Annotated in this window: 22 protein-coding genes; 8 read left to right on the forward strand and 14 right to left on the reverse strand. The window is 68.4% G+C overall.

Going from position 1 to position 25,158, the window contains the following annotated elements; all coding sequences use genetic code 11:
• Nucleotides 1-2 precede the first annotated feature (2 nt).
• From ACJ8AT_RS02185 to ACJ8AT_RS02235, 11 genes are all read right to left on the reverse strand, one after another.
• Nucleotides 3-1,466, reverse strand: coding sequence for a serine/threonine-protein kinase (locus ACJ8AT_RS02185; RefSeq protein WP_407735850.1), 1,464 nt, complete (start codon nucleotides 1,464-1,466; stop codon nucleotides 3-5).
• 176 nt (nucleotides 1,467-1,642) lie between these two features.
• Nucleotides 1,643-2,185: a 1,2-dihydroxy-3-keto-5-methylthiopentene dioxygenase gene (locus ACJ8AT_RS02190; protein WP_407735851.1), complete on the reverse strand. Its 543-nt coding sequence runs from the start codon at nucleotides 2,183-2,185 to the stop codon at nucleotides 1,643-1,645.
• On the reverse strand, nucleotides 2,182-2,802 hold the full coding sequence (locus tag ACJ8AT_RS02195; RefSeq protein ID WP_407735852.1) for a methylthioribulose 1-phosphate dehydratase: 621 nt from the start codon (nucleotides 2,800-2,802) through the stop codon (nucleotides 2,182-2,184). The genes ACJ8AT_RS02190 and ACJ8AT_RS02195 overlap by 4 nt, the downstream gene beginning before the upstream one ends.
• Nucleotides 2,803-2,868: 66 nt before the next feature.
• Nucleotides 2,869-4,566: a polynucleotide adenylyltransferase PcnB gene (gene pcnB, locus ACJ8AT_RS02200; RefSeq protein WP_407735853.1), complete on the reverse strand. Its 1,698-nt coding sequence runs from the start codon at nucleotides 4,564-4,566 to the stop codon at nucleotides 2,869-2,871.
• Between the two features lie 162 nt (nucleotides 4,567-4,728).
• On the reverse strand, nucleotides 4,729-6,252 hold the full coding sequence (locus ACJ8AT_RS02205) for a sensor histidine kinase (RefSeq protein WP_407735892.1): 1,524 nt from the start codon (nucleotides 6,250-6,252) through the stop codon (nucleotides 4,729-4,731).
• Nucleotides 6,253-6,498: 246 nt separating this feature from the next.
• Nucleotides 6,499-7,533, reverse strand: a complete 1,035-nt coding sequence (locus ACJ8AT_RS02210; RefSeq protein ID WP_407735854.1) for a phosphatase domain-containing protein — start codon at nucleotides 7,531-7,533, stop codon at nucleotides 6,499-6,501.
• Nucleotides 7,530-8,573: a phosphate acyltransferase PlsX gene (gene plsX / locus ACJ8AT_RS02215; RefSeq protein ID WP_407735855.1), complete on the reverse strand. Its 1,044-nt coding sequence runs from the start codon at nucleotides 8,571-8,573 to the stop codon at nucleotides 7,530-7,532. Before plsX ends, ACJ8AT_RS02210 begins: the two co-directional genes overlap by 4 nt.
• A 10-nt stretch (nucleotides 8,574-8,583) precedes the next feature.
• Entirely contained in the window at nucleotides 8,584-9,891 is a 1,308-nt protein-coding gene (locus ACJ8AT_RS02220) for an MFS transporter (RefSeq protein WP_407735856.1), read from the reverse strand.
• Between the two features lie 10 nt (nucleotides 9,892-9,901).
• The gene (gene gltC, locus ACJ8AT_RS02225; protein ID WP_407735857.1) at nucleotides 9,902-11,959 is read right to left on the reverse strand and encodes an adventurous gliding motility protein GltC; all 2,058 of its coding nucleotides are present in this window, start codon (nucleotides 11,957-11,959) and stop codon (nucleotides 9,902-9,904) included.
• Entirely contained in the window at nucleotides 11,956-12,750 is a 795-nt protein-coding gene (locus ACJ8AT_RS02230; RefSeq protein ID WP_407735858.1) for an outer membrane beta-barrel domain-containing protein, read from the reverse strand. The genes gltC and ACJ8AT_RS02230 overlap by 4 nt, the downstream gene beginning before the upstream one ends.
• Nucleotides 12,750-13,589: an outer membrane beta-barrel domain-containing protein gene (locus tag ACJ8AT_RS02235; protein WP_407735859.1), complete on the reverse strand. Its 840-nt coding sequence runs from the start codon at nucleotides 13,587-13,589 to the stop codon at nucleotides 12,750-12,752. The genes ACJ8AT_RS02230 and ACJ8AT_RS02235 overlap by 1 nt, the downstream gene beginning before the upstream one ends.
• A gap of 248 nt (nucleotides 13,590-13,837) precedes the next feature.
• Between ACJ8AT_RS02235 and cglC the strand changes: the two genes are divergently transcribed.
• The 5 genes from cglC (at nucleotide 13,838) to ybaK (ending at nucleotide 18,248) form a co-directional block, all read left to right on the forward strand.
• The gene (gene cglC, locus ACJ8AT_RS02240) at nucleotides 13,838-14,437 is read left to right on the forward strand and encodes an adventurous gliding motility lipoprotein CglC (RefSeq protein ID WP_407735860.1); all 600 of its coding nucleotides are present in this window, start codon (nucleotides 13,838-13,840) and stop codon (nucleotides 14,435-14,437) included.
• 81 nt (nucleotides 14,438-14,518) lie between these two features.
• Nucleotides 14,519-15,958, forward strand: coding sequence for a VWA domain-containing protein (locus tag ACJ8AT_RS02245; protein WP_407735861.1), 1,440 nt, complete (start codon nucleotides 14,519-14,521; stop codon nucleotides 15,956-15,958).
• Nucleotides 15,959-16,136: 178 nt separating this feature from the next.
• Nucleotides 16,137-16,634 (forward strand): 5-(carboxyamino)imidazole ribonucleotide mutase, encoded by a 498-nt coding sequence (gene purE / locus ACJ8AT_RS02250; protein WP_407735862.1) that lies wholly within the window; start codon nucleotides 16,137-16,139, stop codon nucleotides 16,632-16,634.
• Nucleotides 16,631-17,767: a 5-(carboxyamino)imidazole ribonucleotide synthase gene (purK, locus tag ACJ8AT_RS02255; RefSeq protein WP_407735863.1), complete on the forward strand. Its 1,137-nt coding sequence runs from the start codon at nucleotides 16,631-16,633 to the stop codon at nucleotides 17,765-17,767. Before purE ends, purK begins: the two co-directional genes overlap by 4 nt.
• A gap of 4 nt (nucleotides 17,768-17,771) precedes the next feature.
• A complete protein-coding gene (gene ybaK, locus ACJ8AT_RS02260) occupies nucleotides 17,772-18,248 on the forward strand; it encodes a Cys-tRNA(Pro) deacylase (protein ID WP_407735864.1) in 477 nt (158 codons plus the stop codon).
• Nucleotides 18,249-18,252: 4 nt separating this feature from the next.
• Here ybaK and ACJ8AT_RS02265 read toward each other — a convergent pair whose 3' ends face one another.
• A complete protein-coding gene (locus ACJ8AT_RS02265) occupies nucleotides 18,253-19,278 on the reverse strand; it encodes a zinc-binding dehydrogenase (RefSeq protein ID WP_407735865.1) in 1,026 nt (341 codons plus the stop codon).
• 71 nt (nucleotides 19,279-19,349) lie between these two features.
• Between ACJ8AT_RS02265 and ACJ8AT_RS02270 the strand changes: the two genes are divergently transcribed.
• The 3 genes from ACJ8AT_RS02270 to ACJ8AT_RS02280 all read left to right on the forward strand — a co-directional run bounded on the left by ACJ8AT_RS02270 (nucleotide 19,350) and on the right by ACJ8AT_RS02280 (nucleotide 24,211).
• Nucleotides 19,350-20,603, forward strand: coding sequence for a hypothetical protein (locus tag ACJ8AT_RS02270; protein ID WP_407735866.1), 1,254 nt, complete (start codon nucleotides 19,350-19,352; stop codon nucleotides 20,601-20,603).
• Between the two features lie 258 nt (nucleotides 20,604-20,861).
• Entirely contained in the window at nucleotides 20,862-22,658 is a 1,797-nt protein-coding gene (locus ACJ8AT_RS02275; RefSeq protein ID WP_407735867.1) for a bifunctional diguanylate cyclase/phosphodiesterase, read from the forward strand.
• Nucleotides 22,659-22,738: 80 nt separating this feature from the next.
• Complete coding sequence (locus ACJ8AT_RS02280; RefSeq protein WP_407735868.1) at nucleotides 22,739-24,211, forward strand: hypothetical protein; 1,473 nt, start codon at nucleotides 22,739-22,741, stop codon at nucleotides 24,209-24,211.
• A gap of 3 nt (nucleotides 24,212-24,214) precedes the next feature.
• On the opposite strand, the gene ACJ8AT_RS02285 is transcribed toward ACJ8AT_RS02280, so the two are convergent.
• Together ACJ8AT_RS02285 and ACJ8AT_RS02290 are read right to left on the reverse strand one after the other, a co-directional pair.
• The gene (locus tag ACJ8AT_RS02285; protein ID WP_407735869.1) at nucleotides 24,215-24,751 is read right to left on the reverse strand and encodes a DUF192 domain-containing protein; all 537 of its coding nucleotides are present in this window, start codon (nucleotides 24,749-24,751) and stop codon (nucleotides 24,215-24,217) included.
• Nucleotides 24,752-24,753: 2 nt separating this feature from the next.
• Nucleotides 24,754-25,146 carry a TIGR02266 family protein gene (locus ACJ8AT_RS02290; RefSeq protein ID WP_407735870.1) on the reverse strand — a complete coding sequence of 131 codons (393 nt, stop codon included), beginning with the start codon at nucleotides 25,144-25,146 and terminating at the stop codon, nucleotides 24,754-24,756.
• Nucleotides 25,147-25,158: the final 12 nt, after the last annotated feature.

Genomic DNA, 25,158 nt, shown 5'->3' on the forward strand with positions numbered 1-25,158 from the left:
GCTCATCTTCTCTCGGCTTGAAGCGGGGAACTATCGCGAGTGCTCGAAGTGCGCGGCCGTCTCGTCTTCTTCTCCATCACGGGGTAGTAGCACCCGTGTTTCCACTCATACGCGTCATCGCCACAGTTAGGGGGGTTATCGAACAGCTGGCGCCAGCATGCTCCGTTGATCTCGCGCTCCCCCGTACCTTTGCAGGGAGCGTGTTTCTGGCCCTCCATGGGCTCATCCGGCATCCGCTCCGCGATTGCCTTGGCCTTCAGCTCATGGGGAGGCTTCTCGGATACTTCCCACCTCATCAGCGGATTGTCGCCCAAGCCTCGCGTGCCCCCGCCGGACGCGGCACCCGCGCTCAGTACTTTCATACACGCGAACTGGGGCACCTCCTCGCGTCGTGAGTGCCCTTCCCACGCCATGCACACCACCGTCAGGAATACGGCTGCCACGGCAAGCCCGAGCCATAATCGTCTGGCATGCGCGAGCGATCCAGTGCGCACACGCGCGGATACGGCCACGGGCACTGAGGCCGCGTGCGCTGGAACAGCCACCTGCACCTTTCGGACTGGCATGGCTTCCAGTGTGGCAGAGACTGGCCGCTCTGGATCGAAGAGCGGCACATCCGCCTCGCTCCCCGCGTGCTCCGCCACGGACTCCGCCGCCTCCGCCAGTTCGCCAGCCCTCCCGCGCGCCTCGGGCTCGCGGGCCAGCATCCACTCGATGAGGGCTGACAGGTCAGGCATCACCCGCGGATTGAGTTCCCGCGCCGCCCGCCGCGACGGAAGTGGCGGCAGCAGGGATTCTGCTCGGGGCTCGGGATCCGTCCCAGGTGGCGGGTATCGCCCTGTCACCAACCGGTAGAGGCTGACTCCCAGCGCATAAAGATCGTCCGTCGGCCGAGCCTCGTAACGGGCATCCTTCTCGCGCCAGTGCTCCCATTGGAAACGCACGGCCTCGGGGCTGCGGTACTCCGGAGTGCCCGGGGCCATGAGGCGATCGGTGATGGGGGGTGCTCCGACCCATGTGCCCGAGCCGAAGTCCGTAAGCACGGCGCGGCCCTCGGGCTCGACCAGGATGTTGTCTCCCTTGACGTCCCGGTGCAGGCCACCGGCGCGATGGAGCGCCTCCAGCCCCCACATCAACTGCGCGGCCACTCGCAGCACCTGACGCGTGGACGGTTGGTGCACCCGCGCCCACTCGTACAGCGTGAGCCCGCGGATCCACTCCATCACGAGATAGGGGTGCATCCTCTCGGAGTCCGCGTGCCACCAGCCTCGATCCAGCAGCCGAGGCACCGCCGGGTGCTGTATGCGAGAGAGCAACCCCACCTCGCGCATGAAGCGCGGATCATTGCAGAACAGAGCCAGCTTGAGCGCCACGGGCAACGAGCCCGGATGACCAGCGCGGCGGGCCCGGTACACCGCGCCGTAGGTGCCACGGCCGCTGTAACCCTCCAAGACCCAGGGACCCACCAGGCTTCCCAGTCGAAGCGAGTCGGGGGTCAGTAGTTCCGGCATCGTGCACCTCGGCAGAGAGCAAGGGCGAACCGCTCCGCCCGCGCGCAGCCTACTCAATGAGTAGGACGCCGTCATGCCCCTCTACCGGATATGGTGCTCTCTCCAGGCTGGGGCTGGGCCCAGGTATGCCGCTACGCCGTCATCTCCGGGAAGCGCGCGGCGATGTCGTTGCCCGTGAAGCGTGCCACCCAGCCCTCCGTGTTCGTGAACAGGCGGATGGCGATGAAGCGCGGCCGCGGCCCCATGTCGAACCAGTGAGGCGTGCCATCGGGGACGCCAATCAAGTCCCCCTTCTCGCACAGCACGGCGAACACCTGGCCCTGCTTGTGGATGTTGAACAGCCCCTGCCCCTCCACGAAGAAGCGGACCTCGTCCTCGCTGTGGGTGTGCTCGCTCAGGAACTTGTTGCGCAGCTCCACCTTCTTCGGGTGGTCCGGCTCCATCTGGATCACGTCCACCGACCGGAAGCCCTTCTCCTTCATCAGCCGGTCCACCGAGTCCCGATACGCCGCCAGGATCTCCTCCTGGCTGGCGCCGGGCCGCAGCGGCCGGTTCGCCTCCCAGCGCTCGAAGCGAATCCCCACGGCCGCCAGCTCCCGCTGGATGGAGGCAGGGTCCGTGTAGATCCGCGGCCGGCCCGGCTCGTGGTCCGCGTAGACCTTCAGCTCGCTCATCGTCCCAATCTCCTCAGCTCGATCTCACACGCAAACAGGAACTCGAACGCCTCGATGTGCCGGCACGCCTCCGCCACGCTCCGCCCCCACGTATAGAAGCCATGGCCCGAGATCAGGTACCCGTGGAGCCCCTCGTGCTCCGCCATGTACTCCTGGACCCGAGCCGCCAGCCGGGGCACGTCCTGGTCATTCGCGAACACAGGCACCACCACCCGCGTCTCATGCGTTTGAATTCCCCGCAGCGCCTTGAGCACCTCGTAGTCCTCGAGCACCAGCTCGCCCCGGTGCAGGCGCGACAGCAGGGTGGCGCTGAGCGAGTGCGTGTGGAGCACCGCGCCCAGGCTCGCGTCCCGCCGATAGAGCTGGAGGTGCAGCGGCAGCTCCGCTGAGGGCTGCTTGCCCTCCGAGCGCACCTGCCCGTCCAGATCCACCACCAGAAAGTCCTCGGGTCCCAGCTCGCCCTTGTGGCGGCCCGAGACGGTGATGAGCACGTGCCCATCATCCAGCCGCGCGGAGAAGTTGCCGGCTGTCGCGGGCACCCAGCCTCGCTCGAAGAAGAAGCGCCCAGCGCGAATCAGCTCCGCGGCCCTGTCACCGAAAGAGTCCTCGGGGTGCACGGGCCCCACTATATGCCCGTTCCCAGCCTCCCGAGGCTCCCGGCGGCCAGGAGCCCTGGGGATGGCTCAGTCTTCGTCCGGCCCGTCGGACTCCGAATCGGAGCCGCTGTCGCTGTCATCCCCCGCGCCGTCGCCGTCATTCGACTCGGCACCCGCCGAGCCAGCCGTGGCCTCGGCCCCCGGCGCACCCGGGCGCCCAGTCCGACGGCGGCGACGACGGCGGCGCTTGCGGCCGGCCTCGCCTTCCGAGGGTGCGCCCTCGGAGCGGGCCTGCGGCACCTCGCCGCTCTTCCACGCCTCCAGCGCCTCGCGGAACTCCCCCGTGGCCTCCACGGAGATCTCGAACACCGTCATCGCCTCGTTGAAGAGCGGGTGCCGGCGGAAGGCCACGCTGCGACGGCGGCGCTCGCCCGTGAGCGTGCGCTGCGCCAGCAGCAACAACCGGCAGCGCTCGGCGATCCGCCGGGGCAGGCGCGCCGTCTGCACGAAGCCCGCGAGCAGCTCCTCGATGGCCTGCGCCACCGAAGGCCGAGCCCCAGGCTCGTTGGACTCCGCTGGCGGCGGCGCCGCGCGGCTGATGGGCACCAGCAACATGGCCAGCAGGATGGCGTCATCCAACGGCTCGCCCGAGGCCACACGCCGATCCAACGCCTCGGCGAAGGCGTAGAAGGTGCGCTCCCCATCCTTCCCGAGCTGCTTCAGGTACGCATCCACCGGCGGCAGGAGGATCTTCAGCGCATCCAGCGCGGACAGCAGCTTGAGGCTGGGCGCCGCCACCCCGGTGCGGATGAGCCGGAACGTCTCCTCCAGCAGCCGCGCGGGGGCGCAGCGCGGCAGATCCTCCACCGCGCCCTCCATCGCCGCGTACGTGCGCGACTCGATGTCGAAGCCCAGCTTGCTCGCGAAGCGCACCGCCCGGAGCATGCGCACCGGATCCTCGCGCATGCGGATCTCCGGGTCGCCAATGGTGCGGATGTACTGCTCGTCCAAGTCCCTCCGGCCCCGGACGTAGTCAATCACCCGGCCCTCGGTGACGTCGTAGAACAGGCCGTTGATGGTGAAGTCGCGGCGGCGCGCATCCTGCTCGGCGGTGCCGAACACGTTGTCGTGGGTGATGAGCAGATCCTCATCCCCGTTGCCGTTGCCGTTCTCGGCCCCCTCCTCCTCGGGGCTGGTCTCCATCAGCTCCGTCGGGTTGGCGCGGAAGGTGGAGACCTCGATGATCTTCCCACCCTTGAAGTAGACGTGCGCCAGCCGGAACCGCCGGCCGATGAGGCGGCAGTTGCGGAAGGTGGCGCGCACCTCGCCCGGGTGGGCGCTGGTGGCCACGTCGAAGTCCTTTGGCTTGCGCTTGAGCAGCAAGTCCCGCACGCACCCGCCCACCAGGTACGCCTGGTGGCCATGCGCGTGCAGCCGGAGCACCACCTTGAGGGCATCCGGGTCCAGCTCCCGAGGATCGATCTCGGCGGGCTCACCCGAGCGGGTGGTGGTAGGGGCCACCAGCTCTGGCTCGGGGGTGGTGGGCTCCGGGGCAATGAGCTCGGGAGGGGGCTCCACGGGTTCGGCTCGGGGCTCGGGGGGTTCGGTGGGCAGTGGCAGATCCAGCGGATCCGGCTGCAACTCCATATCGGTGGACATCTGAGGGACCTCGCTCGCACCCTCGGGGACCGGCCGAGCCTCGGACGAGGCTGCCTCGCGCGCGTCTTCGGGCGCAGGTTCTGGCGGTCCGCCGGCAGGCGGCGTTTCAATTGAATCTCGCGTCATCGCGTATCGACGCCCCAACCTTGGGACTTCGGGGCAGCCGTCTATACCGCATCCTCCCCCGAGGGGAGTAGCGCAGGAAGACATTGTTAAGGGGGCCCAGGCCCGCTGGGTCCCCCTACCTGGCCCACCTGCTGCGCTCGGAGGGGAAGCCTCCCCGCCTGCTCATCCAGGGGGCGCGGCGGCCTCCGCGGGGGCGACCGGGAGGGTGAGGTGGAAGGTGGTGCCCTGGCCGGGCGTGCTCTCCACGGTGAGGGTGCCGCCCAGCGACTGGATGATGCTGAGGCACACCGCCAGCCCCAGCCCCGTGCCCTCCCCCACCGGCTTGGTGGTGAAGAAGGGATCGAAGATGCGCTCCAGGTTCTCTGGGGGAATGCCACACCCGGTGTCGCTCACGTCCACCGTCACCCGGTCCGGCGCGCTGAGCCGGGCCGTCACCCGCACCTCGTTGCGCGCTGGGTTGCCAGGGCTGATGGCCTGGGCGCCGTTGACGATCAGGTTGAGGAACACCTGCCCCAGCCGCGTCGCGTTGCCATGGATCCGCGGCACCCCGGCCACCTGTTGCACCAGCCGCGCCCGATCCTTCAGCTCGTGCGAGGCCATCTTCGCGACGTCTCGCAGCACCTCGGCCACATCCACCGGCCCGGTGCTCTCGTCGTCCGCCCGCGCCAGCGTCTTGAGATCCTGCGCGATGAAGTGCACCCGCTCGGCCCCGTCGCGCGCCTCCTCGAGCGCCTGGAGCAGATCCCTCCGCTCCTGCTCGGAGAAGCTGCGCTGGGCGTGGTTCAGCTCTCCGTGGATATACGCCAGGTTGCTGATCACCGCGACCAGCGGGTTGTTGATCTCGTGCCCCACGCTGGCCGCCGTGCGCCCGAGCGACACCAGCCGGTCCGAGAGCATGAGCCGCGACTGAGACACCTTGAGCTCCTGGGCCATCTGGTTGAAGCCCCGCGCCAGGGTGGTGAACTCGTCCCGGCGAGTCTCCGGCAGCTTGTGCTGGAGCTCGCCCCGGCCAATGCGCTCGGCGCCCGCGAGCAGCTCCCGGAGCTGGCGGCTCATGGGCAGCAGGATGGTCAACGCCACCGAGAGCAGCACGCACAGCGCGGCCAGCGGCGCGAGGATCGCCAGCAGCTCGCCGGTGCGAATCCCCCGGTCCGACAGCCGCTCCAGCTCCTGGAGATCCTCCTGCTGCATCTCCAGCGCCGCCTGCAGGAGCGGCTCCACGCTGCGCCCGAACTCGAAGATGCTCAGCTGCGGATGCGCTCCATCCGAGCCGATGCCCGAGGGCAGCCGGGCGACCCGCCCCTCGGCGTGCTGGGCCCAGAGCCGCAGCTCCTGCGACAGCCGCTCGATGTGCTTCTTCTCCCTGTCCCGAGACTCGCCTGACCAATGCTCCTTCTGGTCCGTGAGCTCGCGGAGCCGGGCGAGCTGCACCTCCATCTTCCGCTGATATCCACCCAGGACGGCCTCGGGCAGAGCGCCCGAGCCATGCACCCGCTGCAGATCCGACAGGAACACCAGCGCGTCGCCGCGCAGCTGGCTGTAGAGGTAGCGCTGCTCCTGGCTGCCGAGCGCCCAGTCCCGCATGAGCCTCCCCCGGGCCGCGAACTGGTGGAGCGCGGCGCCCAGTCCTCCCACCAGGCCCACTGCCACCACCAGCAACACCAGCACCTTGCCCCGGATCGTCATCACTACAGGTGCTCCTCCAACCGGGTCCCTGGCCTGGGGAGCACAAGGCCTGACCCTTGTCTCCTGATAACTCACTTCCCGGTATCTTCGTGTGAAATGAGACAAACAGGCAATAACAGAAATAAACGCTCAACCCGAGTGTGCCGTGTAACACGCTGGGTGTGGCGCAGCGCGCCGCAGCGCGCCGTGAGGGCGCCCGTGGCCAGGCTCGGGGTTCGGGGTTCGGGTCGAGGCGTGGGGCTCGCGCTACTTCTTCCGGTCCTTGTGGGTCCTCGGAAGCGCGTGGGAGATGAGGGCCACGTAGTCCACCGCCTGGGCGCGAGGAGGCGCGGGCGGGGTGCCCAGCGCGGCCAGACGCTTGGTGAAGGCGGCGATGATGTCCGGCACCGGGCGGATGGCCTGGATGATGCCGTTGGGCCCGTCCAACGCCTGGGAGAGCGCCAGCGCGGCCTGCTGCAGCGGCAGGCCCCGGCGGATCAGATCCTGGAACGAGTTGGACAGGGTGATGATGTTGTGCCCCGCCGTCTGCACCATCTCCACGGCGATCTTGATCACCTGGGGCGCGGTGAGGTGGCCGTCCGCCAGCAGCACCAGCGCGGCCTGGAAGTAGTTGAAGATGGGCACCACCCGAGGGCCGTAGGGCGCGAAGTGCGCCGGCGGCGTCAGCCGATCCAGGTGGATGAAGATGCGCCGCACCGGATCGGCAATAGGGATGCGCTTCCACGAGCTGCGCACGCGCTCGGCGTCATCCGGGTATACGCCGCCCGCCTCCAGCACCTGGGTGAGCACGCGCTCGTCCACGCGCCCGGCAATCAAGTCCGCGTAGAGCGAGTAGATGAACGCATCCGCCTCCGCGTCGTCCCCGAAGAGCACCTCCTCGGCCTCGACGGGGGCGCTCACGCGGCTCTCGAGGATGGCGGGCAGCTTGTAGCCCACCTGCCCTCGCAGCGCCCGGAAGCGCCCGCGCAGCAGGTTGCCCACGTTGTCCTTGAGGACGAACTCGTCCCACTTCACCCCGTCCAGCTTGAGCTTCTCCTCCAGCACCGTGCGCATCTGCTTGGGGCTGCCGGAGACGATGCACAGCCGCGAGTCCCCGTTGGCCGCCAGCTCGCGGATGAGCGCCGAGGCCCCGGGCACGGCCACCTTCTCGTGGGCCTTCTGGAACGCCGTGCGCACCAGGTCCCTGAACGAGTCGAAGTCCGTGCGCAGGTACGTCTTGTCGAGATCCCACCGGTAGATGCGCCGCGGCGGCCGGGGATCGATCCGGTCCGGCAGGCTCACCGCGGCAGGCCTTCCTGGATGGAGGTGCCCAGCTGATGCGCCACCGCCTTGGCGGCCACCTTGCCGGCGTTGGCGATGGCGCGAGCCTTCGAGCGCCCATGCGCCTTGATGAAGATCCGATCGAAGCCGAGGATCGGCGCGCCGCCGTACTGCTCCCAGTCGGTGATGTCCTTGATGCGCTGAATCCCGCTGGAGAGCATGGCCAGGCCCGCGCGCCAGCGCAGCTTCTCCTTGTAGGCGTAGCGGGCCAGCTCCACCACCGTCTCGTGGACGCCCTCCAGCATCTTCAGGCACACGTTGCCCACGAAGCCGTCGGTGACGATGACGTCCACCGTGCCCTTGGGGATGTCCACGCCCTCCACGTTGCCCACGAAGTGGATCCCCTCCATGGAGGACAGCTTCGAGTGCGCCTCCACCACGCGCGGCGGCCCCTTCTGGGGCTCCACGCCGTTGGAGAGCAGGGCCACCTTGGGGCGCTCGTTGCGGGAGATGATGCGCGCGTACGCCGAGCCCATCACCGCGAACGTCACCAGATCCTCCGCCGTGGCCTCCACCGTGGCCCCCACGTCGAGGATGAGCGAGAACGGATCCTCCTTCTCACCGCGAGTGCCGCGCGTGGGGTACACCGCCGCCAGCGCGGCCCGGCGCACGCCCGGAATCAGCTTGAAGTGCCGCGCGCACGCCAGCACCCCCGCGCCCGTGTTGCCCGCGGAGACCAGGGCCTGGGCCTCGCCCTCGGCCACCAGCTGGGCGGCCACCGCCACCGAGGCGTGCTTCTTGCGCGCCAGCGCCTCGCCCGGCTTCTCGTCCATGCCGACGAACTCGGCGGTGTGCTGCACGGAGATCTTCTCGGCGCGGTGCTTGGTATCCGCCAGTGCCGCGTCAATCAGCTCGCGGTCCCCCACCAGCAGCGCGTGGATGTGGGGTGCCTCCAGGGAGAGCTGCGCGGCCCCGCGCACCACTTCCTCGGGGCCGTGATCACTGCCCATCACATCGAAGGCAATCGTGACGTCCTTGAGCTCCTGCGAGGTCCCCGCCATAACCCCCATCTTACGAGCTTTGCCCGACACTCGCGCCCGGCAATCGCATGCGAGCCGCCAGGCCCAGGGCCAGGAGCGCGCCCACCGCCATCATCGCCGCCGCCGTCCCGTAGGGCACCCCGGGCCCGAAGCCCGTGAAGAGCCACCCGCCCAGCGCCGGGCCGAGGATGCGCCCCAGCGAGCCAAAGGCCTGATAGCTACCCAACACAGCGCCCAGCCGATCGGGCGGGGCCTGCAGGGACACCAGGGAGGACAGGGCCGGGTTGGCGCAGGCCGAGCCCACCGCGAGCGTCCCCATCACCGGGAAGAGCCACCCGTACCCGGGCACCAGCGGCAGCAGGGCCAGCCCCACGCCCGTCACCGCGAAGCCCACCACCAGCAGCCAGCCCTCTCGCACCGGCTGGTAGCCCTGCTCGGAGCGGCGCCCAGGCGGGAGGAGCCGGGGGATCAGCCCTCCCTGGAGGGCGGCGGACACCACCCCCACCAGGGCGAACAGCCCGCCGGTGCGCATGCTGGCCTCGGCCAGCTCATGAGGGGTGGCATGGGCGGCGAGGAAGAACAGGCCCCCCTCCAGCGGCACCGGCCCCACCGAGAGGAAGCGCGAGAGCAGGTACACCGAGAAGGTGCCCTCCATCTGCGCGAAGGCCGTGGTGAACACGAGGATGAGGATGAGGCACACCCCCACCACGGGCAGCCTCAGCGCGAGCGCCGCCCCCTTCATGGAGCGCGTGGAGGCGGTGGAGTCACTGCCCGGAACTCGGGACTCGGCCAGGAACAGGAAGGTGAACAGCAGGTTGAGCGCCGACAGCACCGCGGCGAACAGGCCGATGTAGAGGTTGCCGCCCCAGGCGCCCAGGAAGCCTCCCAGCGCCGGGCCCAGCACGAAGCCCAGGCCGAACGCCGCGCCGATGAGGCCCATGCCTCTGGCGCGCTCCTCCGGCCGGGTGACGTCCGCCACATACGCCTGCGCGGTGGAGATGTTGCCGCCGCTGGCCCCGTCGATGACGCGGGACAGGAAGAGCAGCGGCAGCGAGTGGGCGAAGGCGAACAGCACGTAGCCCACCATCGAGCCCGCAAGGCTCAGCAGCAGCACGGGCCGCCGGCCATACCGGTCCGACAGCCGCCCCAGCACCGGGGCGAACACCAGCTGCAGCAGCGAGTACACGGAGAGCAGCAGCCCCACCGAGAACGGTGAGGCGCCGAACTTCACCCCGTACACTCCGAGCTGCGGGATGAGGATCCCAAAGCCGATGAGATCCAACGCGACGATGCCAAAGACGACGCGCAGTGAGGCGCGCCGTACGCTCCCCTCCTCCATACTCCCCCGCTTACCGCGACGACGACTCGCTTGCCTGGACGTCGCGGTTGGCGGTGTCCCGCTCGATGCAGCCCTTGGTGAGTGTGTACTGGTAGGTGCCCAGCTCGTCTCGCCAGTACTCACCCTCGTACGGCCAATAGAGCTGATCATCCGCCACCGCCACCGTGAACCGGTACTTCTTGACGATGGCCGTGCGGCCACCCGCCTTGAGCTGCTCCTCGAGGAACTCCTTCTCCTTCGTCGTGGTCTCGAACTTGATGCGCAGGCCGTTGGCCAGCAGCTGCTTGAGGGCGATCAGCTCCGTCTCCAGCTTGCCCTTGGACATGATGCCGGCCTTCTCGATCAGGGCGGTGCGCTGCTCCTTCAGGCCCTCGAGCAGCTCCTTGGAGAGCTCCGAGTACTTGAAGGTGTCGCCCTTGCTCGAGAACGCATCCATCTCGTCCTCCAGCTCGAGGATGGAGTCGTTGGTCTTCTTCAGATCCTGATCCGTGAGGGCCAGCCGGAGGATGCGCTCGAGGATGATGTCCGTGCCGTTCTTCTCCGAGCCCTGCTTGTTCTTCTTCTGCACGTCGGCGAGCACGCTGTAGTACTCGCTGGCCGCCATGTTCTTCTTCACCAGCGCCTCCAGCTCGTCGTGCACCGGCAGGTAGGTGTGCTCGAAGTCCTGGAGGATGAGGGAGGACTCGCGGTAGCGGCAGTTCTCGTAATAGATGACCGCCTTGAGGATGAGCGCCTCCGGGAAGTACTCCTCGCGGAAGAAGGGCGAGGACAACGTGATCAGGTTGCCCAGCGCCTGCTCGTACTGGCCCACGCGGTAGTTGGCCCAGCTGGACTCGAAGAGCGACTCGAGCCACTGGTTGGTGCCGCGCTCGATCTTCCCGAAGTAGAAGATGGCGTAGCGGTTCTGCTGCATGCCGTAGTGCGTGCGCGCCAGCTGCATGAAGGCCAGCTCCCGCAGGGACTCATCCAGGCTGGCCTGCTCGGCCGTCTTGCCGCCGCCGGGGCGGGTCAGCCGGATGACCTCCTTCATGTCCTCGATGGAGGCCACCATGTTGGTGTCCCCGCGCCGCGCGTCCGCGCTCTTCACCTTGCTGCCATCGCGGAAGTACGCCAGGCCCTCGAGGAACTTGGTGCGCGGGTAGAACGGATCCGTGTGAGGGATGAGCGTGGCCAGCCGCTTGACCTCCTCGAAGCTCTTGTCCGCCTGGTCCGCCTGCCCCACCTGATCCAGCGCCTTGCCACGCACGAAGTGGTAGCGCGCCAGCAGGTAGTGGAACTCGCTGCGGAACTTCTCGGGGAACTCGTAGTTGGCGTAGCGGGCGATCTCGTCGAGGATGACCGTCTCGTTCTTCGTCTTGCGGCTGATGAAGAAGAGCCACTCCAGGCTCGTCTTGAAGAACTTCGTCTGCGGCCCCACCGCGAGGATCTTCGAGAACTCGCCGAGCGACGAGTGGTACAGGCCCATGCGGTACAGGGCCTTGGCCACCACGTAGCGCGCCTCCACCTGGAGGCCCGCCAGCTTCGGGTCCTTGATGATCTCGTAGCCGGCCATGGCGGCCTGCTCGTACTGATCGTTCTTGAAGAGCGACACGGCCACGTCCAGCCGCTGGCGATCCGCCGTCTTGCCGGACACGTCCACCGCGTCGAACGTCATCGTGGGCGCGGTGCCCTTGCTGGAGTCCCCGGTGAGATCCAACCCGAGGCCGCCGGCGGGCTGCTCCGCGGGCGCGGGCGTGGTGGGCGCCGGAACAGGGTTGGGAGCCGTGGCGGGCGAGGGCGCGGGCGCCTCGGTGCCGGAGCTGCCGCTGGTGGCGGCGGGGGTGTTCGCCGGCGCGGGCGTGGGCGCCGTCAGCGGCGAGGTCTCCGTGGCGGAGGTGTCCTCGTCAGCGCCCTTCTTGCCGTGCTTCTTCTTCTTGGAGGAGGCGGTGGTGCTCTTCCCGCCACGCTTCTTCTTCTTCGAGGAGCTGGACGAGTCGAGGCCCTCGAAGCTCTGGGCCGGAGACGGCATGGCCCAGAAGAGTGCGAGCCCGAGGAGCGCGAAGCGGAGGAGTCGAAGAGAACGGATCATGACTCGGGAAGAGCGGTGGGGAGGAAGAAGGAGAAGCCCAGCTCGAACATGAGCTGGTTGCGCAGGGAGGTATCAGTCCCCTGGAGCTTTTCCACGTAGATGAGATCCCTCACCTCCGTGCGCAAGGTCATGTAGTGATTGAAGAAGAAGCGGAAGCCGAGGCCCACGTTGCCGCCCGGGGTCATCTGCGTGCTCGGTCCCTTGTACTGGACCAACGAGGCGCCCAGCACCCCGTACATGTCGAAGTGGGCGAACTTCTCGGCCATCAGGGAGATCTTCCCGTAGATGGGCGACCACTGAGCGTCGAGCCCCGCCATCAGCTTGAGCTGGCCGGGGGCGGTGCCGTCGATCTCCGCGAACGTGGGCGCGCGGCAGCCACGCCCCGCTCCCTCGTCGAGCGTGCAGATCTGCGCCGCGCCGGACACGCTGTTCAGGGCGTAGCCGGCGCGCAGGCCAAACCCGAGCGTCTCCCAGGGGTAATAGGTCACCGTGGTGCCCAGGATGTACTTCCTGAAGAACGCATCCCGGATGGAGACGGTGGCCGAAGGGCTGATCTCCAAGCGGTGCCTCTTGAGGAACAGGTGCCCGGAGACAGGGCGGATGCGCTCGCGCAGAGGGCCCAGCGCGTCCTTGTCCACCTCGGAGACGTCACCGGCTTCGGACTCGGAGGAAGAGGTTTGGGCTGGCGTGGGGTCAGCCGAGGGAGCCTTGGGCTTGTCGGACTTGGCGGACTGGGCCAGCGCCACCATGGGCAGCAGGCAGCAGGCCAGAAACAGGCGAAGGGTTCTCATCACTCGCTCTCCCGTCCGGTGGAGCGCAAGGGGAAGAACACCGAGATACCGGCATTGATCGTCATGACGTTCTGCAGGGCGCCCTTGCTGGTGCCCAGCGGCTGATCCACATACGAGGTATTGATGAGCGAGGTGTTCACGGCCAGGAAGTCCTTGGCCACGAAGCGCAGGCCCACGCCGACATCGGCGCCAACGTTGAGGCCACGGCCCGGCAGCGCTGACGTCTCGGTATGCACCGCCCCCAGGCCGCCCAGCAGGTAGCCGTCGAAGTGGAGGATGGAGTTGAGGAAGGCCACCTTGCCATAGAGCGGGCTCCACTCCGCGTCCGCCATGGCGGACCACTCGGGCACCGAGTGGAAGATGCGGCCGTGGAAGACGCTCTTGGCGGTGCGCACATCTTCCGAGGGCACCACCTGGAACGCCGAGCCGCGCACGGCCACCGCCAGCGAGTCCGCGACGTAGTAGGCCGCGTGCACCGTCGCGCCCAGCTTGGAGTAGTAGGGATCATTGACGGAGAAGGTCACCTCGGGGGTGATCTCGAAGCGTCCCTTCTTCAGGTAGACCTTGCGCTGGACACTCTTGACGCGATCTTCCTGGGTGATGTCCGCGGGCGGCTCCGCGGCGCTTGGCGGAGGGGCCGCCGGAGCAGCCTTGGTGGTGGCCGCGGTGGGAGGTGGCGCGGCGGGGGTGGGAGTCTCAGTGGTGGTATCGGGCTTCTGTTCCTCGGTCTTGTTGGCGTCTTCGCCCGTCAGATCGAGCCCCATTCCTTGGCCGGTCTGGGCGAGCGCCAGCGCGGGCCAGAGGCACAGCGCGAGCAGAGTTGCCTGGAGGCGATTCACTTCCGGAGGCTCCATGGTGGAGGGGCGATCATCCGCCCGCGAATGTTCGCAGTATCGAAGGCCCGGCCATCCTACGCATTCCTCTTCGCCACCATCAACGCAATCCACGCATGGCTGCCCAGCAGCCACGTCCGTGTCCCGGTGAAAAATTTCGCTCCGGACACTCGGCGCACGAGCGCGTTGGCAGCCCTCCTCCCTGTGCTACGCTCGAAGCCACCGCTGTTCTCCCTACGAGGTCCATTGCGATCATGTCATCACGTCTTGCGGTGCTGCTGAGTACCGTCCTGCTCGCCTCCGGCTGCCAGGTCACCTCCGATCTGGGCGTGACGTGCTTCCTGAACAAGAAGCAGCTGAAGTTTGAAGCGAATGGCGACCCCACCTACCGCAAGGACAAGGACGGCAACGTCATCAAGGACAAGTACGGCAGGCCGGTCCAGGATTACGATGTCGTCAACATCCTCGAGCGCGAGTTGACGCCGGGGCAGGACTACATCTCCTTCGGTGTCCCGGACTGCGAGGATCAGATCTGCGTCAGGGATGCCGATTCCCCGCCCAACCCCGACTACGATCCCAAAACCACCGCGCCTCCGGAGAAGCAAAATGCCCCGGCGCTGGGCTACTGCACCACCCCCTGTGTGCAGGGCTCGAGCGCCTCGGCCTGTGAGGTGACGGATTCCAGCGTGGCCAGCGAGCTGAAGAGCCGGATGGACTGCCGCTCCCTGCTCCTGGATCAGGCCACCCTGGACAAGCTCCGGGCAGACGATCCCGCCACCTACCAGTCCACCTTCGGGGACACCTCCTCCCCCTTCTTCTGCGCGGGCAAGCCTGTGGCGGCGACGGGCGGCTGAGCCTCTTTCGCAACCTCGATAGACCTTTTCCGGGCCCCATTCGTCATAGGCAGGGCCCGCTGCTTTCCAAGGAGCCCTGCCATGAACAAGACCTTCACTTTCCTGGCCCTGGCCGGCGCACTCGCGCTCGTGGCCCTGGTGCTGGGCATGCCCCGCGTGGTGTCCCCTCCCCCGCCGCCGCAGCCCCACATCGCCACCCCGGTCCCTGTCCCCCCGCCGCCTCCCACCCCTCCGCCTCCGGCCAGCACCTCGCAGGGCTCGCTGACGATGACGAGCCGGCTGAGCCACCCCTACATCACCCCGGGCAGCTCGGATGTGTTCGTCACGGTGGACATAACGGGGGCGCAGGTGCCGGGCTCGCGGCGCAGCCCGGTGAACCTGGCGCTGGTGATTGACCGCTCGGGCTCCATGAACGGCTACAAGCTGGCGCAGGCGAAACAGGCGGCGCGGCAGCTGGTGGGGATGCTGCAGGAGGAGGATCGGCTGGCCATCGTCCACTACGGCTCGGACGTGAAGAGCCTGCCGAGCATGGCGGCCACCTCCGCCAACCGGGCGCGGATGCTGCAATACATCGACGGCATCTGGGACGAGGGCGGCACCAACATCAGCGCGGGCCTGACGACGGGGCAGCACCAGGTGAACACCGCGCGGAGCCAGTACCAGGTCAACCGCATCATCCTCATCAGCGACGGGCAGCCCACCGAGGGCATCACCGATGAGGAGGGCCTGAAGCGTGTGGTGAAGAACATCCGCGCCGAGGGCGTGACGGTGAGCTCCATCGGCGTGGGCACGGACTTCAACGAGGACCTGATGCAGGCGTTCGCCGAGTACGGCGCGGGCGCGTACGGCTTCCTGGCGGACGCGGGCAAGCTGGCCAGCATCTTCCAGAAGGATCTGCAGCAGGCCACCACGCAGGTGGCGCGCAACGTGGAGCTGTCCTTCGAGCTGCCCGAGGGCGTGACGCTGGGCGAGGTGTTGGGCTACCAGGCGCACCAGGCCGGGCGCACCGTGCGCGTGGCGATGCCGGACTTCTCGGCGAGCCAGACGGAGCGCGTGGTGGCGCGGGTGACGGTGATGGGCTCGTCCGTGGGGCAGGCGGTGAACGTGACGGGGCTGAAGCTGACGTACACGGATCTGCTGAAGGACGGGACGGTGGAGAGCACGGCGAGCCTGTCGGCGATGGTGACGGACCACCGCGAGGAGGTGCTGGCCAAGCAGGACAAGGAGGCCACGGTGTACGCGGCGCGGGCTCGCAGCGCGGCCAATCTCCAGAAGGCGGCGGAGGCGCTGAAGGTGGGCCGTCGCGACGAGGCCCGGCAGCTCATCCAGCAGAATCAGGCCATGTTCGATGATGTGGCCTCGGTGGCGGGGGCTCCGGCGGTGGCCGCGGACAAGGCCGAGCAGCAGGCGGCCTATGAGGAGTACGAGCAGGCGCGGGGCGAGGACGCGGTGAACACGGCGGTGAAGCGCTCGAAGGCGAAGGCGCTCAAGGACTTTGGGCGCCTGGGCTCGACGTACTGAGGCGGGACAGGGCTTTTCCAGGCAGGCACACCTCCGAGGGCTCCGCTGGCAACGGCGGGGCTCTTGGTGTTTGCAAGGCACTGCGCGCGCTTCTGGGTTGACCGATGGAATCCCCCCGCCCTATCTCCGCGTTCCTCCTGCCTCTCGGTGGGAGAGCGCACAGGAGGCGCGACACGGCATGGCGAGCGCGGACACCCCTTGGGTCGGGGTCATCATGGGCGGCAAGAGCGACCTCGAGTACCTGCGCCCGGCGATCGACATCCTCACCGAGCTGAGCATTCCCCACGAGGTGCGGGTGGTGTCGGCGCACCGCACGCCGGACTGGATGATGGAGTACGCATCCACGGCGGAGGCGCGGGGGCTGTCGGTCATCATCGCGGCGGCGGGAGGCGCGGCCCACCTGCCCGGCATGGTGGCGAGCAAGACGCTGCTGCCCGTGCTCGGAGTGCCCATGCCCACCACGGTGCTCAATGGGTTGGATGCCTTGATGTCCATTGTACAGATGCCCAAGGGCGTGCCGGTGGGGACGCAGGCCATCGGTAAGCCCGGGGCAGCGAACGCCGCGCTGCACGCCGCCTCCATTCTTGCCCTCAAGTATCCGGAGCTGCGGGCGCGGCTGGCCGCCTGGCGGCAGGCCCGCACCGATGAGGTGCTCCGGGATCGGGAGCTGTCATGAAGAGTGTCCTGCCAGGTGGAACCCTTGGCATTCTGGGCGGCGGGCAGCTGGGCCGGATGATGGCGTTGTCGGCGCGCACCCTGGGGTACCAGGTGCAGGCGCTGGATCCGGATCCAGCGTGCCCGGCCCGCTGGGTGGTGGACCAGTGCTACACGGCCGACTTCAGCGATGCGAAGGCCGCAGCCCAGCTCGCCCGGGCGTGCGATGTGGTGACGCTGGAGATCGAGAAGATCCCCCTCACGTCGCTGCGAGCCGCCGCCGAGCACGCCCCGCTGCGTCCCTCGGCCGCCGTGCTGGAGATGGTGCAGCACCGCGGCCGGCAGAAGGCGTGGCTGGCGAAGCATGGGTTTCCGCTGGGCCCCTGGCAGGAGCTGAACGGCGCCACCGAGCTGGGCACGGCCGTCGAGGCGCTGGGCGGCAGGTGCTTCGTGAAGTCCTGCGAGGGAGGTTACGACGGGCGCGGGCAGGTGCAGGTGAAGGCCGCCACGGAGGCGTCCCAGGCATGGCGAGAGCTGGGCGAGCGCGCGGTGGTGGCGGAGGCCGCCCTGGAGCTGCAGGCGGAGCTGTCCGTGCTGGTGGCTCGCAGCCCACGGGGTGAGACGGTGGTGTACCCGCCCGCCTACAACCACCACGAGGAGCGCATCCTCGCGTGGTCGCTGCTGCCCGGCCCGCTGCCGCTGGAAGTGACTGTGCGGGCCGCGGAGATCGCTCGCGACATGGCGAATGCGCTCCAGATCGAAGGGCTGCTGGTGGTGGAGATGTTCCTGCTGAAGGACGGGCGGCTGCTGGTGAACGAGCTGGCCCCGCGTCCGCACAACAGCTTCCACGCCACGGAGGTGGCCTGCCTCACGAGCCAGTTCGAGCAGGCGGTGCGCGCGGTGTGCAACCTGCCGCTCGGCTCGGTGGAGGTGGTGCGCCCGGCGGCCATCGTGAACCTGCTGGGAGACTTGTGGCTGCGCGAGGGCGGTCCCCGCTTCGAGCAGGTGCTGGCAATGCCGGGCGTCCGGCTGCACCTCTACGGCAAGAGAGACGCGCGCAAGGGCCGGAAGATGGGGCACCTGTCCGCGGTGGGAATCACCCCCGAGGATGCGCTGGCGCGGGTGAAGGCGGCCTCCCAGGCGCTGGGGATCTGACGCCATGAAGACGAACGCCGCCCGGCTGCTGGACACGCTGGGCATCCAGTACGAGCTGCGCGAGTACGAGGTGGATCTGGAGGATCTGTCCGCCGAGACGGTCGCCGCGAAGGTGGGGCTGCCGGCGGAGCAGGTCTTCAAGACGCTGGTGGCGCGGGGAGACAGAACGGGCGTGCTGATGGCGGTGGTAGCGGGCGATGCGGAGCTGGATCTGAAGGCGCTGGCGAAGCTGAGCGGGGACCGGAAGGTGGACACGGTGGCCCTCAAGGAGCTTCAGCCGCTCACGGGCTTCATCCGCGGAGGAGTGACGGCCATCGGCGGCAAGAAGGAGTACCCCGTCTTCGCGGACGAGACAGTGGAGCTGTTCGACGTCATCTCCGTGTCCGCGGGCGTCCGAGGGACACAGATCATCATCGCCCCGGCGGACTACCTGAAGGTGACAAAGGCCAAGGTGGGCCCCATCTCCCGCCCCAAGGGCTGAACGTTCAGTCCTTCGCCGCGTTCGGAGTGAAGAACACCTTGCCGGACGTCATGTCCGAGGCGGCAATGCGCAGCGCCTCTCCCGCGGACTCCAGCGGCAGCCTCGCGCGGACGGGGACCTCGAAGTCCTTGCCCAGCAGCGTGGGCACTCCCATCAGCGCGCGGAGCTGATCCTTGCCGAAGCTTCCTTTGAAGAACTCCGGCAGCCAGAAGCCCTCGATCTTCTTCTGGTGGAAGACGAACTCTCTCGGGTGGATGCGGCAGTCCTGCTCGGAGAGGCTCCCGTAGACGATGACGGTGCCTCCATCCACCAGCGCTTGCATCAGGCTCCCCGTCATTGGCCCCGCCACTGGATCGAAGGCCAGCGACACGCCCAGCTCGTGACATCTGAGCCGCAGCCGCTCGTCGAACTCCGGCTCGCTGCTGTTCACCACGTGCTCGGCCCCGAGCTTGCGCAGCAGCTCCTCCTGCTCGGCCCGGCGGACCACGTTCACCAGGGGGAGCTTCTCCTTGCGCGCCAGCTTCTGCAGCATGCGCCCCAGCGTGCTCGCCGCCGCGCTCTGCACCAGCGCCCGGTGCTTGCCCCGACGCGCCAGCTCCATCAACGCCCAGGCCGAGACTGGGTTGACGAAGAAGCCAGCTCCCTGCTCGTCGCTCATGCGTGGCAGCAGGGGAAGGCACTGCATCAGGGGCACCACCACGTACTCGGCCCACGTCCCGTCCGTGGTCGGGGCTGGCACACACCCCACCCGCCGCCCCACCAGCAGCCGCCCCGCAAGGCTCCCCGCCGCCACCACCGTCCCGCTGCCCTCGAAGCCTGGCACCGCGGGCAGCGGCTTCTTCACTCCATAGAGTCCTCGAACGAACAACAGATCCGAGGGGTTGATGGAGGCGGCCGCCACTCTCACCAGCACCTGGCCTGGCGCGGGTTTGGGGACCGGCATCTCCGTCACCTGCAGCGACTCGGGCCGACCGTCGTAGGCCGTCAGGCGCAGCGCTCGCATGGTCTCGGGAAGGGCGGAGGTCGTCATCGACAGACCGTTTTATTCGGCCATGCGTTCCAGCGGGAACCTTTCTCTCGCCCGCTGTGTCGGAGTTCCCGATGTCCGCCACTGTCCTGCAGCTGCATCACCGCGAAGTGTTCGAGCGAAACGTCTCCCGAGCGCTGGCCGCCGGGGCTGGAGCGGGCCTGTTGCACCTGGCCACCCTGAAGATCGGGTTGGCGCTGCCGCTGGCCTACCTCGTCATCGCCGGAACGGTGCTGGCCGTGGCCAGGGGCGACAAGTGGGACCGGCTCCTGCTGTCGGGCCTGGGAGTGCTGCTGCCCGCCCTGCCCTATGCCATGGGGATGGCGCCCGCGTGGACGGCGGGCCTGAGTGCCGCGGCGGCTGGCGCCCTGCTCGTTCGCGCCCACCTCAATGAGCGCGGCGAGGAGAGCCAGGTGGGCGAGCGCCGCCCCACCTTCATCAATTACCTGCTGGGCGCGGGCCTATGCACCGGGCTCACCCTGGGGGGCGTGGAGGTGGCTCGCATCCTCGCGACTCGGATGGCGGAGCTGGCGACGCCGGTGATGCTCGGCGCGAGCGTGGCGGGTGCGATCGTGGGCCTGTTCGTGGGGCTCAGCTCCGTGGCCGCGCACCTGGCGCTCGCCTCGGATCCCGTGGAAGCCCGCTGCGAGGAGCTGCTGCCCCGGCTCTCGGGCGACTTCCATACCCTGGCCCAGCGCGCGTTGACGCTCTATCGGCAGTGCGGCCAGTCGCTGGCGCAGCTCCCCCGCGAGCCCGCCCGCGAGGAGCTGGCCAGGACGCTGTCCCGCATGACGCGCGATGCCGTGGAGCTGGCTTCGGAGTGGGCGGGCGTGGAGGCCCAGCTCGAGGAGCGCGCCCAGACGGAGCTTCAGACGGAGCGTGAGGAGCTGCTCCGCGCCGCGAAGGCGAGCACCGACGTGGTGGCCCGCCGGCAGCTCGAGTCCGCAGCCGCCTCGCTGAGCGAGGAGATCGAGCGCCTGGGAGAGCTCAAGCAGCGCCGGGAGCGAATCCTGGCGCGGCTCCGGGCGCAGGTGGCGCAGTTGGACCGGGCGCGTGTGGCGCTGCTGTCGCTGCGCAGCGGGCATGCGCAGATGAAGGCCGCGGAGCTGTCGGCGATGACTCGGCGCTTCCGGGCGCTCTCTTCGTCCCAGCTCGAGGAGGGCCAGGCGATGGACGCGGTGGCCGCCCAGGCGACACTCGCCCAGACCGAGCCTCCCCCCATGGCGCCCACTCTGGAGCCGGTAGCTTCGGAGACCATGGCGCCCATCTCCCCTATCGCCGAGAGCACACCCGTGCCGCCCTCCCCGGTGAACGAGCGGGGCGCCTGAATTCCTGGCGTTCACTCCCGCTCCTGCTCAGGGAGAGTCTCCGGGCTCACCAGTGAGCCCGCAGCCAACGCCGAGGGTCAGCACAACCTGCTGAATCTCCTAGGTTCCAGCTACAGCACAAACAGGAATACCGCCTTCAGCCCGAACTCCCCTTGAGGAGCCGAGCGTGCGGCCGTTACCTCTGTGCCACGGGTTTTTTGCCTGGCGCTCACTCGCTCGGCGTGGGGCGGTCAGAGGGATCCGTTACATCTTCAAGGCATGAGCCTTCCCCTGACCAGCGGTGCCGCCGAGCCGCCTGCCTGGCTCTGGAACGGCGACGAACCTCGGATCGTCTCCGTGTTCCAGCCGATCGTGGATCTGATGACCGGAGAGGCCATTGGGTACGAGGTGCTCTCCCGCGGCGTGGGTCCCATCCAGGCCCCCCATGTGCTCTTCACCAAGGCGCGGGTGGAGGGCGTCACCTGGGAGTTGGAGCGAGCGTGCTGGACAGCGGCCGTCCGGCGCATCTCCCTGCTCCCGGCCGAGGACCGGCGCGTCCCCTTCTTCTTCAACGTGGGGCCGGACGTGCTGAGCGATCCCCGGTTCGGGGATGGCTCCACGCTGGAGCTGCTCGCGCGCCATGGCATGAGCCCCCGGCAGATCGTCCTGGAGATCACCGAGACGAGCGCCTTCGCGGACTGGGAGCAGCTCCAACGGCTCACGCGACAGTGCATGGGCCACGGCTTCGGCATCGCGCTGGATGACTTCGGCGCGGGGCACTCGGGGCTGGTGACGTTGGTGAACAGCGCGCCGCACTTCATCAAGCTGGATCAGGCCCTGGTGCGAGACATCCACCGGCACAGCTACCGGCAGCACCTGGTGAAGTCCCTGGTGGACTTCGCCTCCAGCGTGGACAGCACCCTGATCGCCGAGGGCGTGGAGACGTGGGAAGAGCTGAGCGTGCTGCTGCGGCTGGGCATCCGGCACGCCCAGGGGTTCCTGCTGGCGAGGCCGGCCAATGAGCCGCCTCGGCCCTCTCAGGAGTTCGAGCTGCGCCGCCGCGAGGCCATCCGCACGCTCCACTTCCAGAACGACGAGGATGACGAGACAGTGGGAGGCATCGTCATCCGCCGGCTGTGTGTGGACTCCGGGCTCACCACCGAGGAGTTGGACCGGTTCTTCCGCCGGACTCCCGGCCTGGACCACGTGGTGATCCTCGAGGAGGAGAAGCCCCGGGCGCTGGTGACCCGGCAGCACTTCTTCGCGAAGACGGCGGGGCCGTTCGGCTACCCGCTGCTGCAGAAAAAGCTCGCGGAGTTGGCGTCAAACGAGCAGCCGCTCGTGGTGGAGGACAACATGGCCATCACGGCGCTGGCGAAGGTGGCCATGGAGCGCCCACCCGAGTCCCTCTACGATCCTGTGGTGGTAATCGACGCGAAGGGGCGGTTCCTGGGCACGGTGACGATGAAGCAGCTCATCGCTCGCGCCACGGAGCTTGAGGTGCGCGCCGCCACGGGCGCCAACCCGCTCACGCACTTGCCGGGAAACCGGATGATCGAGCGGTGGATCCGGCAGGCGCTCCAGGGCTCGGAGTTCACGGTCATCTACGGCGATCTGGATCACTTCAAGGAGTACAACGATCGCTACGGCTTCCTGCAGGGGGACAAGCTCCTGCGGCTCACGGCGCGGGTGCTCTCGGAGAGCCTGCACCTGCTGCCGCGCGGCAGCCACCTGGGTCACGTGGGCGGAGATGACTTCGTGCTGGTGTGTCCGGACGCGGTGGAGCCTTCGACGCTCGAGGCCATCTGCCAGCGCTTCGACGAGGAGAAGCGCGCGCTGTTCGACGCGACGGATCTGGAGCGAGGCTGGTTCGAGGCCACGGACCGCAAGGGCACGAGCGTGGAGGTGCCGCCGGTGACGCTGAGCCTCGCGGTGCTGGACAGCCGGAAGATGGGAGGCCACGTGCACCCGGCGTCCCTGTCGGGGCTGGCGGCCTCGCTGAAGAAGAAGGTGAAGGAGCTGGCGGCCAGCACTCGCGCCAGCACCTTCATGTTCGAGCGCCGCGCACAGCCGTAAGGCTTCTGGCTCCAGCACCCGTGGCCCGATGAGAACTGCGAGCGCTGGAAGTCCGCGCCCAGGGAGGTAGAACCTCCCCCATGCGCGGTTGGCAGAAAGCCCTGTTCTGGAGCGCGGCCCTGGGCGTGCTGGGCACGGCACTCGTGCTCATGTTCCCGGACAGCTACCAGCAGGATGGCGGGCAGCACTACATGTTCGTCCGCTGGGCCTTCCTCAGGCCTCACTACTTCGTGAAGGTGTGGGCCCGCCCCCTCTTCGAGCTCGTCTACGCCTTGCCAGCACAGCTCGGCTATCCGGTGGCCAAGTTCGTCACCGTCTCCGTGTGCCTCGCCACCGGCTGGAACACCTTCCGGCTCGCCGAGGAGCAGGGGCTCTCGCGTCCCCACTTGAGCATCCCGCTCCTGTGGTTCCAGCCCTCGTGGCTGCTGCTGTGCTCGGAGCTGATGACCGAGCCCCTCTTCGCGCTTGCCTTCATCGTCGCGCTGCGGCTCCACCTCTCGGGACGGGTGAAGGCGGGCATCGCCGTGGCTTCGCTCCTGCCCCTGGCCCGGCCCGAAGGGTTCTTCCTCGGCATCCTGTGGGGCGTGTGGCTCCTGCTCGACCAGCGCGATCCCCGCCCCCTCTGGAGGCGACTGCCGTCCACGCTGCCGCTCGCCGCAGGTTGCGGGCTCTGGTGGATGGCCGCGTACCTCATCACCCGGAATCCTCTCTTCATCCTCCACGACTGGCCCCAGGAATGGCTCGCGACGAGCGGCGTCTATGGCACCGCTCCCTTCTGGAGCTATGCCCTCCGGCTCCCCGAGCTGCTCGGGCCGCTGCTCCTGTTTCCCTTCCTGCTCGGCCTGGGGGTGGTGCTCCTCCGCCGCCAGTTCCTGGAGGCCACCTCGGCCGTCCTCGTGCTCTTCCTGCTGCACTCGGTGTTCCGCACCTTCGGCCTGTTCGGCTCGGCGGGCTACCCGCGCTACTTCGTCTGTGTCTCCCCCGCCCTGGCGCTCATCACCCTCGCCGGCTGGAACGCCCTGGCCGACAGGCTCCCGCGGCAACGGTGGGTGGGCGCGCTGGGAGCGCTCGTGCTGCTCCCCTCCGCAATGGCCGCGCTCCTCTATGTCGACGCCGCGGAGTGGTCACGCGACGCATGGGCCGTGGATGCCACGGTGGCCCGCTTTCGCGAGGCCCCCCGCCCGGTGAGCCGCTTCTACGGCAGCCAGCGCTACATGTACGTCGCCTTCGACACTCCGGAGTTGAAGCCCCTGCTCAACGGAGACCGGGAGCACAACCTTCAGGTGCTGCGCGAGGCTCCTCCCGGAACGCTCGTCATGTGGGACGGAGACCGGGGCCCCGAGTGGCACCACCTGGAGTCCCAGGACATCGCGGCGCTGGGCTACACCCTGCTGCGCTCGGACTCCTACGTCCTCACGGGCAAGCTCCTCAGCCGCTCGCCCGGCCCTTGGTTCGACTACGGCTACGGCCCACTGGATGGGTACGGCTGGAACTGGCACGGCTTTGGCGGGCCCCGCTCCGTGCGCCTGTTCCTGCTCTACAAGGAGCGCTGAGGCTCAGGGGACGATGGGAATCGAGGACACGCCCTCGAACTCCACCGTGCTGCCCTTCGTCACGCCCACCGACTGGCACCACCCGCCGGCCACCTCCAGCACGAACTGGCTGGGCACTCCCACCGTGCGAGCGGTGAGCGTGCGTGGCTCGGCCCGCTCGACGATGCCCACCACCCGCTTCTGCGAGTTGATGAAGAGCATGTCCAGCGGGATCTGCGTGTTGCGCATCCAGAAGCTCTGCACCTCATCCTCGGGGAAGAGGAAGAGCATGCCCTTGCCGGGCGCCAGCTCCGTGCGCCACATCAACCCTCGGGTGCGCGTGTCGGGCGTGGCGGCCACCTCCACCTCCACCCGGTGCACTCCCCCAAAGGCGTCATGCAGGCGCACGAACGCATGCGGTAGCGGTGGCATCGCGTAGTCCTTCGCGGTCACATCCGCCACCGGAGCCGAGTGGGCGGGCGGCTTGCCCTCCGCCTCGGGCCGGCAGGCGAGCATCACCAGCAGGGCGGCGCCCAGGGCCTGAACAGGGGAGCGGCGCATGATCACGAGTTCAGCTGCTTGTTGAGGAGCTTCTCGGTCAGGTCCGGGCCCAGGCTGTCCGCCATGAGCTTCTCGACGACGCCCTCGAAGTCCGAGCGCTGGGTGTCGCTGTTGTAGATGAAGCGGATGCCCATGCCGGGCTCGTCTCCATCCGCCTTGGACCAGACCACCTCGCCCAGCAGCTCGAAGGGCGCCTCGCGCTGGGGCACGGTGAGCTTGAAGAGGAAGCGCGTGCCGATGGACAGCGGCTTCTTCGTCTTGATGAAGGTGCCACCCTTGGAGATGTTCTTCGTGTAGTCGGCAAAGAACGAATTGAGCTTCTTGTAGTCGACCTTCAGCTCAATGGGCAGTCGGGTCTGCTGGCGGTGTTCTTGACCGGTCTTCTGTTCGGGCATGCTGGTGGGGAG

The organism is Hyalangium sp. (genome assembly GCF_045802625.1).
GTDB lineage: Bacteria > Myxococcota > Myxococcia > Myxococcales > Myxococcaceae > Hyalangium.

Coding starts and splice junctions, on each gene's coding strand:
- ACJ8AT_RS02190 (WP_407735851.1), bottom strand. CDS start 2,185: ATGAGCGAGCTGAAGGTCTACGCGGACCACGAGCCGGGCCGGCCGCGG.
- pcnB (WP_407735853.1), bottom strand. CDS start 4,566: ATGACGCGAGATTCAATTGAAACGCCGCCTGCCGGCGGACCGCCAGAA.
- ACJ8AT_RS02205 (WP_407735892.1), bottom strand. CDS start 6,252: ATGACGATCCGGGGCAAGGTGCTGGTGTTGCTGGTGGTGGCAGTGGGC.
- plsX (WP_407735855.1), bottom strand. CDS start 8,573: ATGGCGGGGACCTCGCAGGAGCTCAAGGACGTCACGATTGCCTTCGAT.
- ACJ8AT_RS02220 (WP_407735856.1), bottom strand. CDS start 9,891: ATGGAGGAGGGGAGCGTACGGCGCGCCTCACTGCGCGTCGTCTTTGGC.
- gltC (WP_407735857.1), bottom strand. CDS start 11,959: ATGATCCGTTCTCTTCGACTCCTCCGCTTCGCGCTCCTCGGGCTCGCA.
- ACJ8AT_RS02230 (WP_407735858.1), bottom strand. CDS start 12,750: ATGAGAACCCTTCGCCTGTTTCTGGCCTGCTGCCTGCTGCCCATGGTG.
- cglC (WP_407735860.1), top strand. CDS start 13,838: ATGTCATCACGTCTTGCGGTGCTGCTGAGTACCGTCCTGCTCGCCTCC.
- ACJ8AT_RS02245 (WP_407735861.1), top strand. CDS start 14,519: ATGAACAAGACCTTCACTTTCCTGGCCCTGGCCGGCGCACTCGCGCTC.
- purE (WP_407735862.1), top strand. CDS start 16,137: ATGGCGAGCGCGGACACCCCTTGGGTCGGGGTCATCATGGGCGGCAAG.
- purK (WP_407735863.1), top strand. CDS start 16,631: ATGAAGAGTGTCCTGCCAGGTGGAACCCTTGGCATTCTGGGCGGCGGG.
- ybaK (WP_407735864.1), top strand. CDS start 17,772: ATGAAGACGAACGCCGCCCGGCTGCTGGACACGCTGGGCATCCAGTAC.
- ACJ8AT_RS02265 (WP_407735865.1), bottom strand. CDS start 19,278: ATGACGACCTCCGCCCTTCCCGAGACCATGCGAGCGCTGCGCCTGACG.
- ACJ8AT_RS02270 (WP_407735866.1), top strand. CDS start 19,350: ATGTCCGCCACTGTCCTGCAGCTGCATCACCGCGAAGTGTTCGAGCGA.
- ACJ8AT_RS02275 (WP_407735867.1), top strand. CDS start 20,862: ATGAGCCTTCCCCTGACCAGCGGTGCCGCCGAGCCGCCTGCCTGGCTC.
- ACJ8AT_RS02280 (WP_407735868.1), top strand. CDS start 22,739: ATGCGCGGTTGGCAGAAAGCCCTGTTCTGGAGCGCGGCCCTGGGCGTG.
- ACJ8AT_RS02285 (WP_407735869.1), bottom strand. CDS start 24,751: ATGCGCCGCTCCCCTGTTCAGGCCCTGGGCGCCGCCCTGCTGGTGATG.
- ACJ8AT_RS02290 (WP_407735870.1), bottom strand. CDS start 25,146: ATGCCCGAACAGAAGACCGGTCAAGAACACCGCCAGCAGACCCGACTG.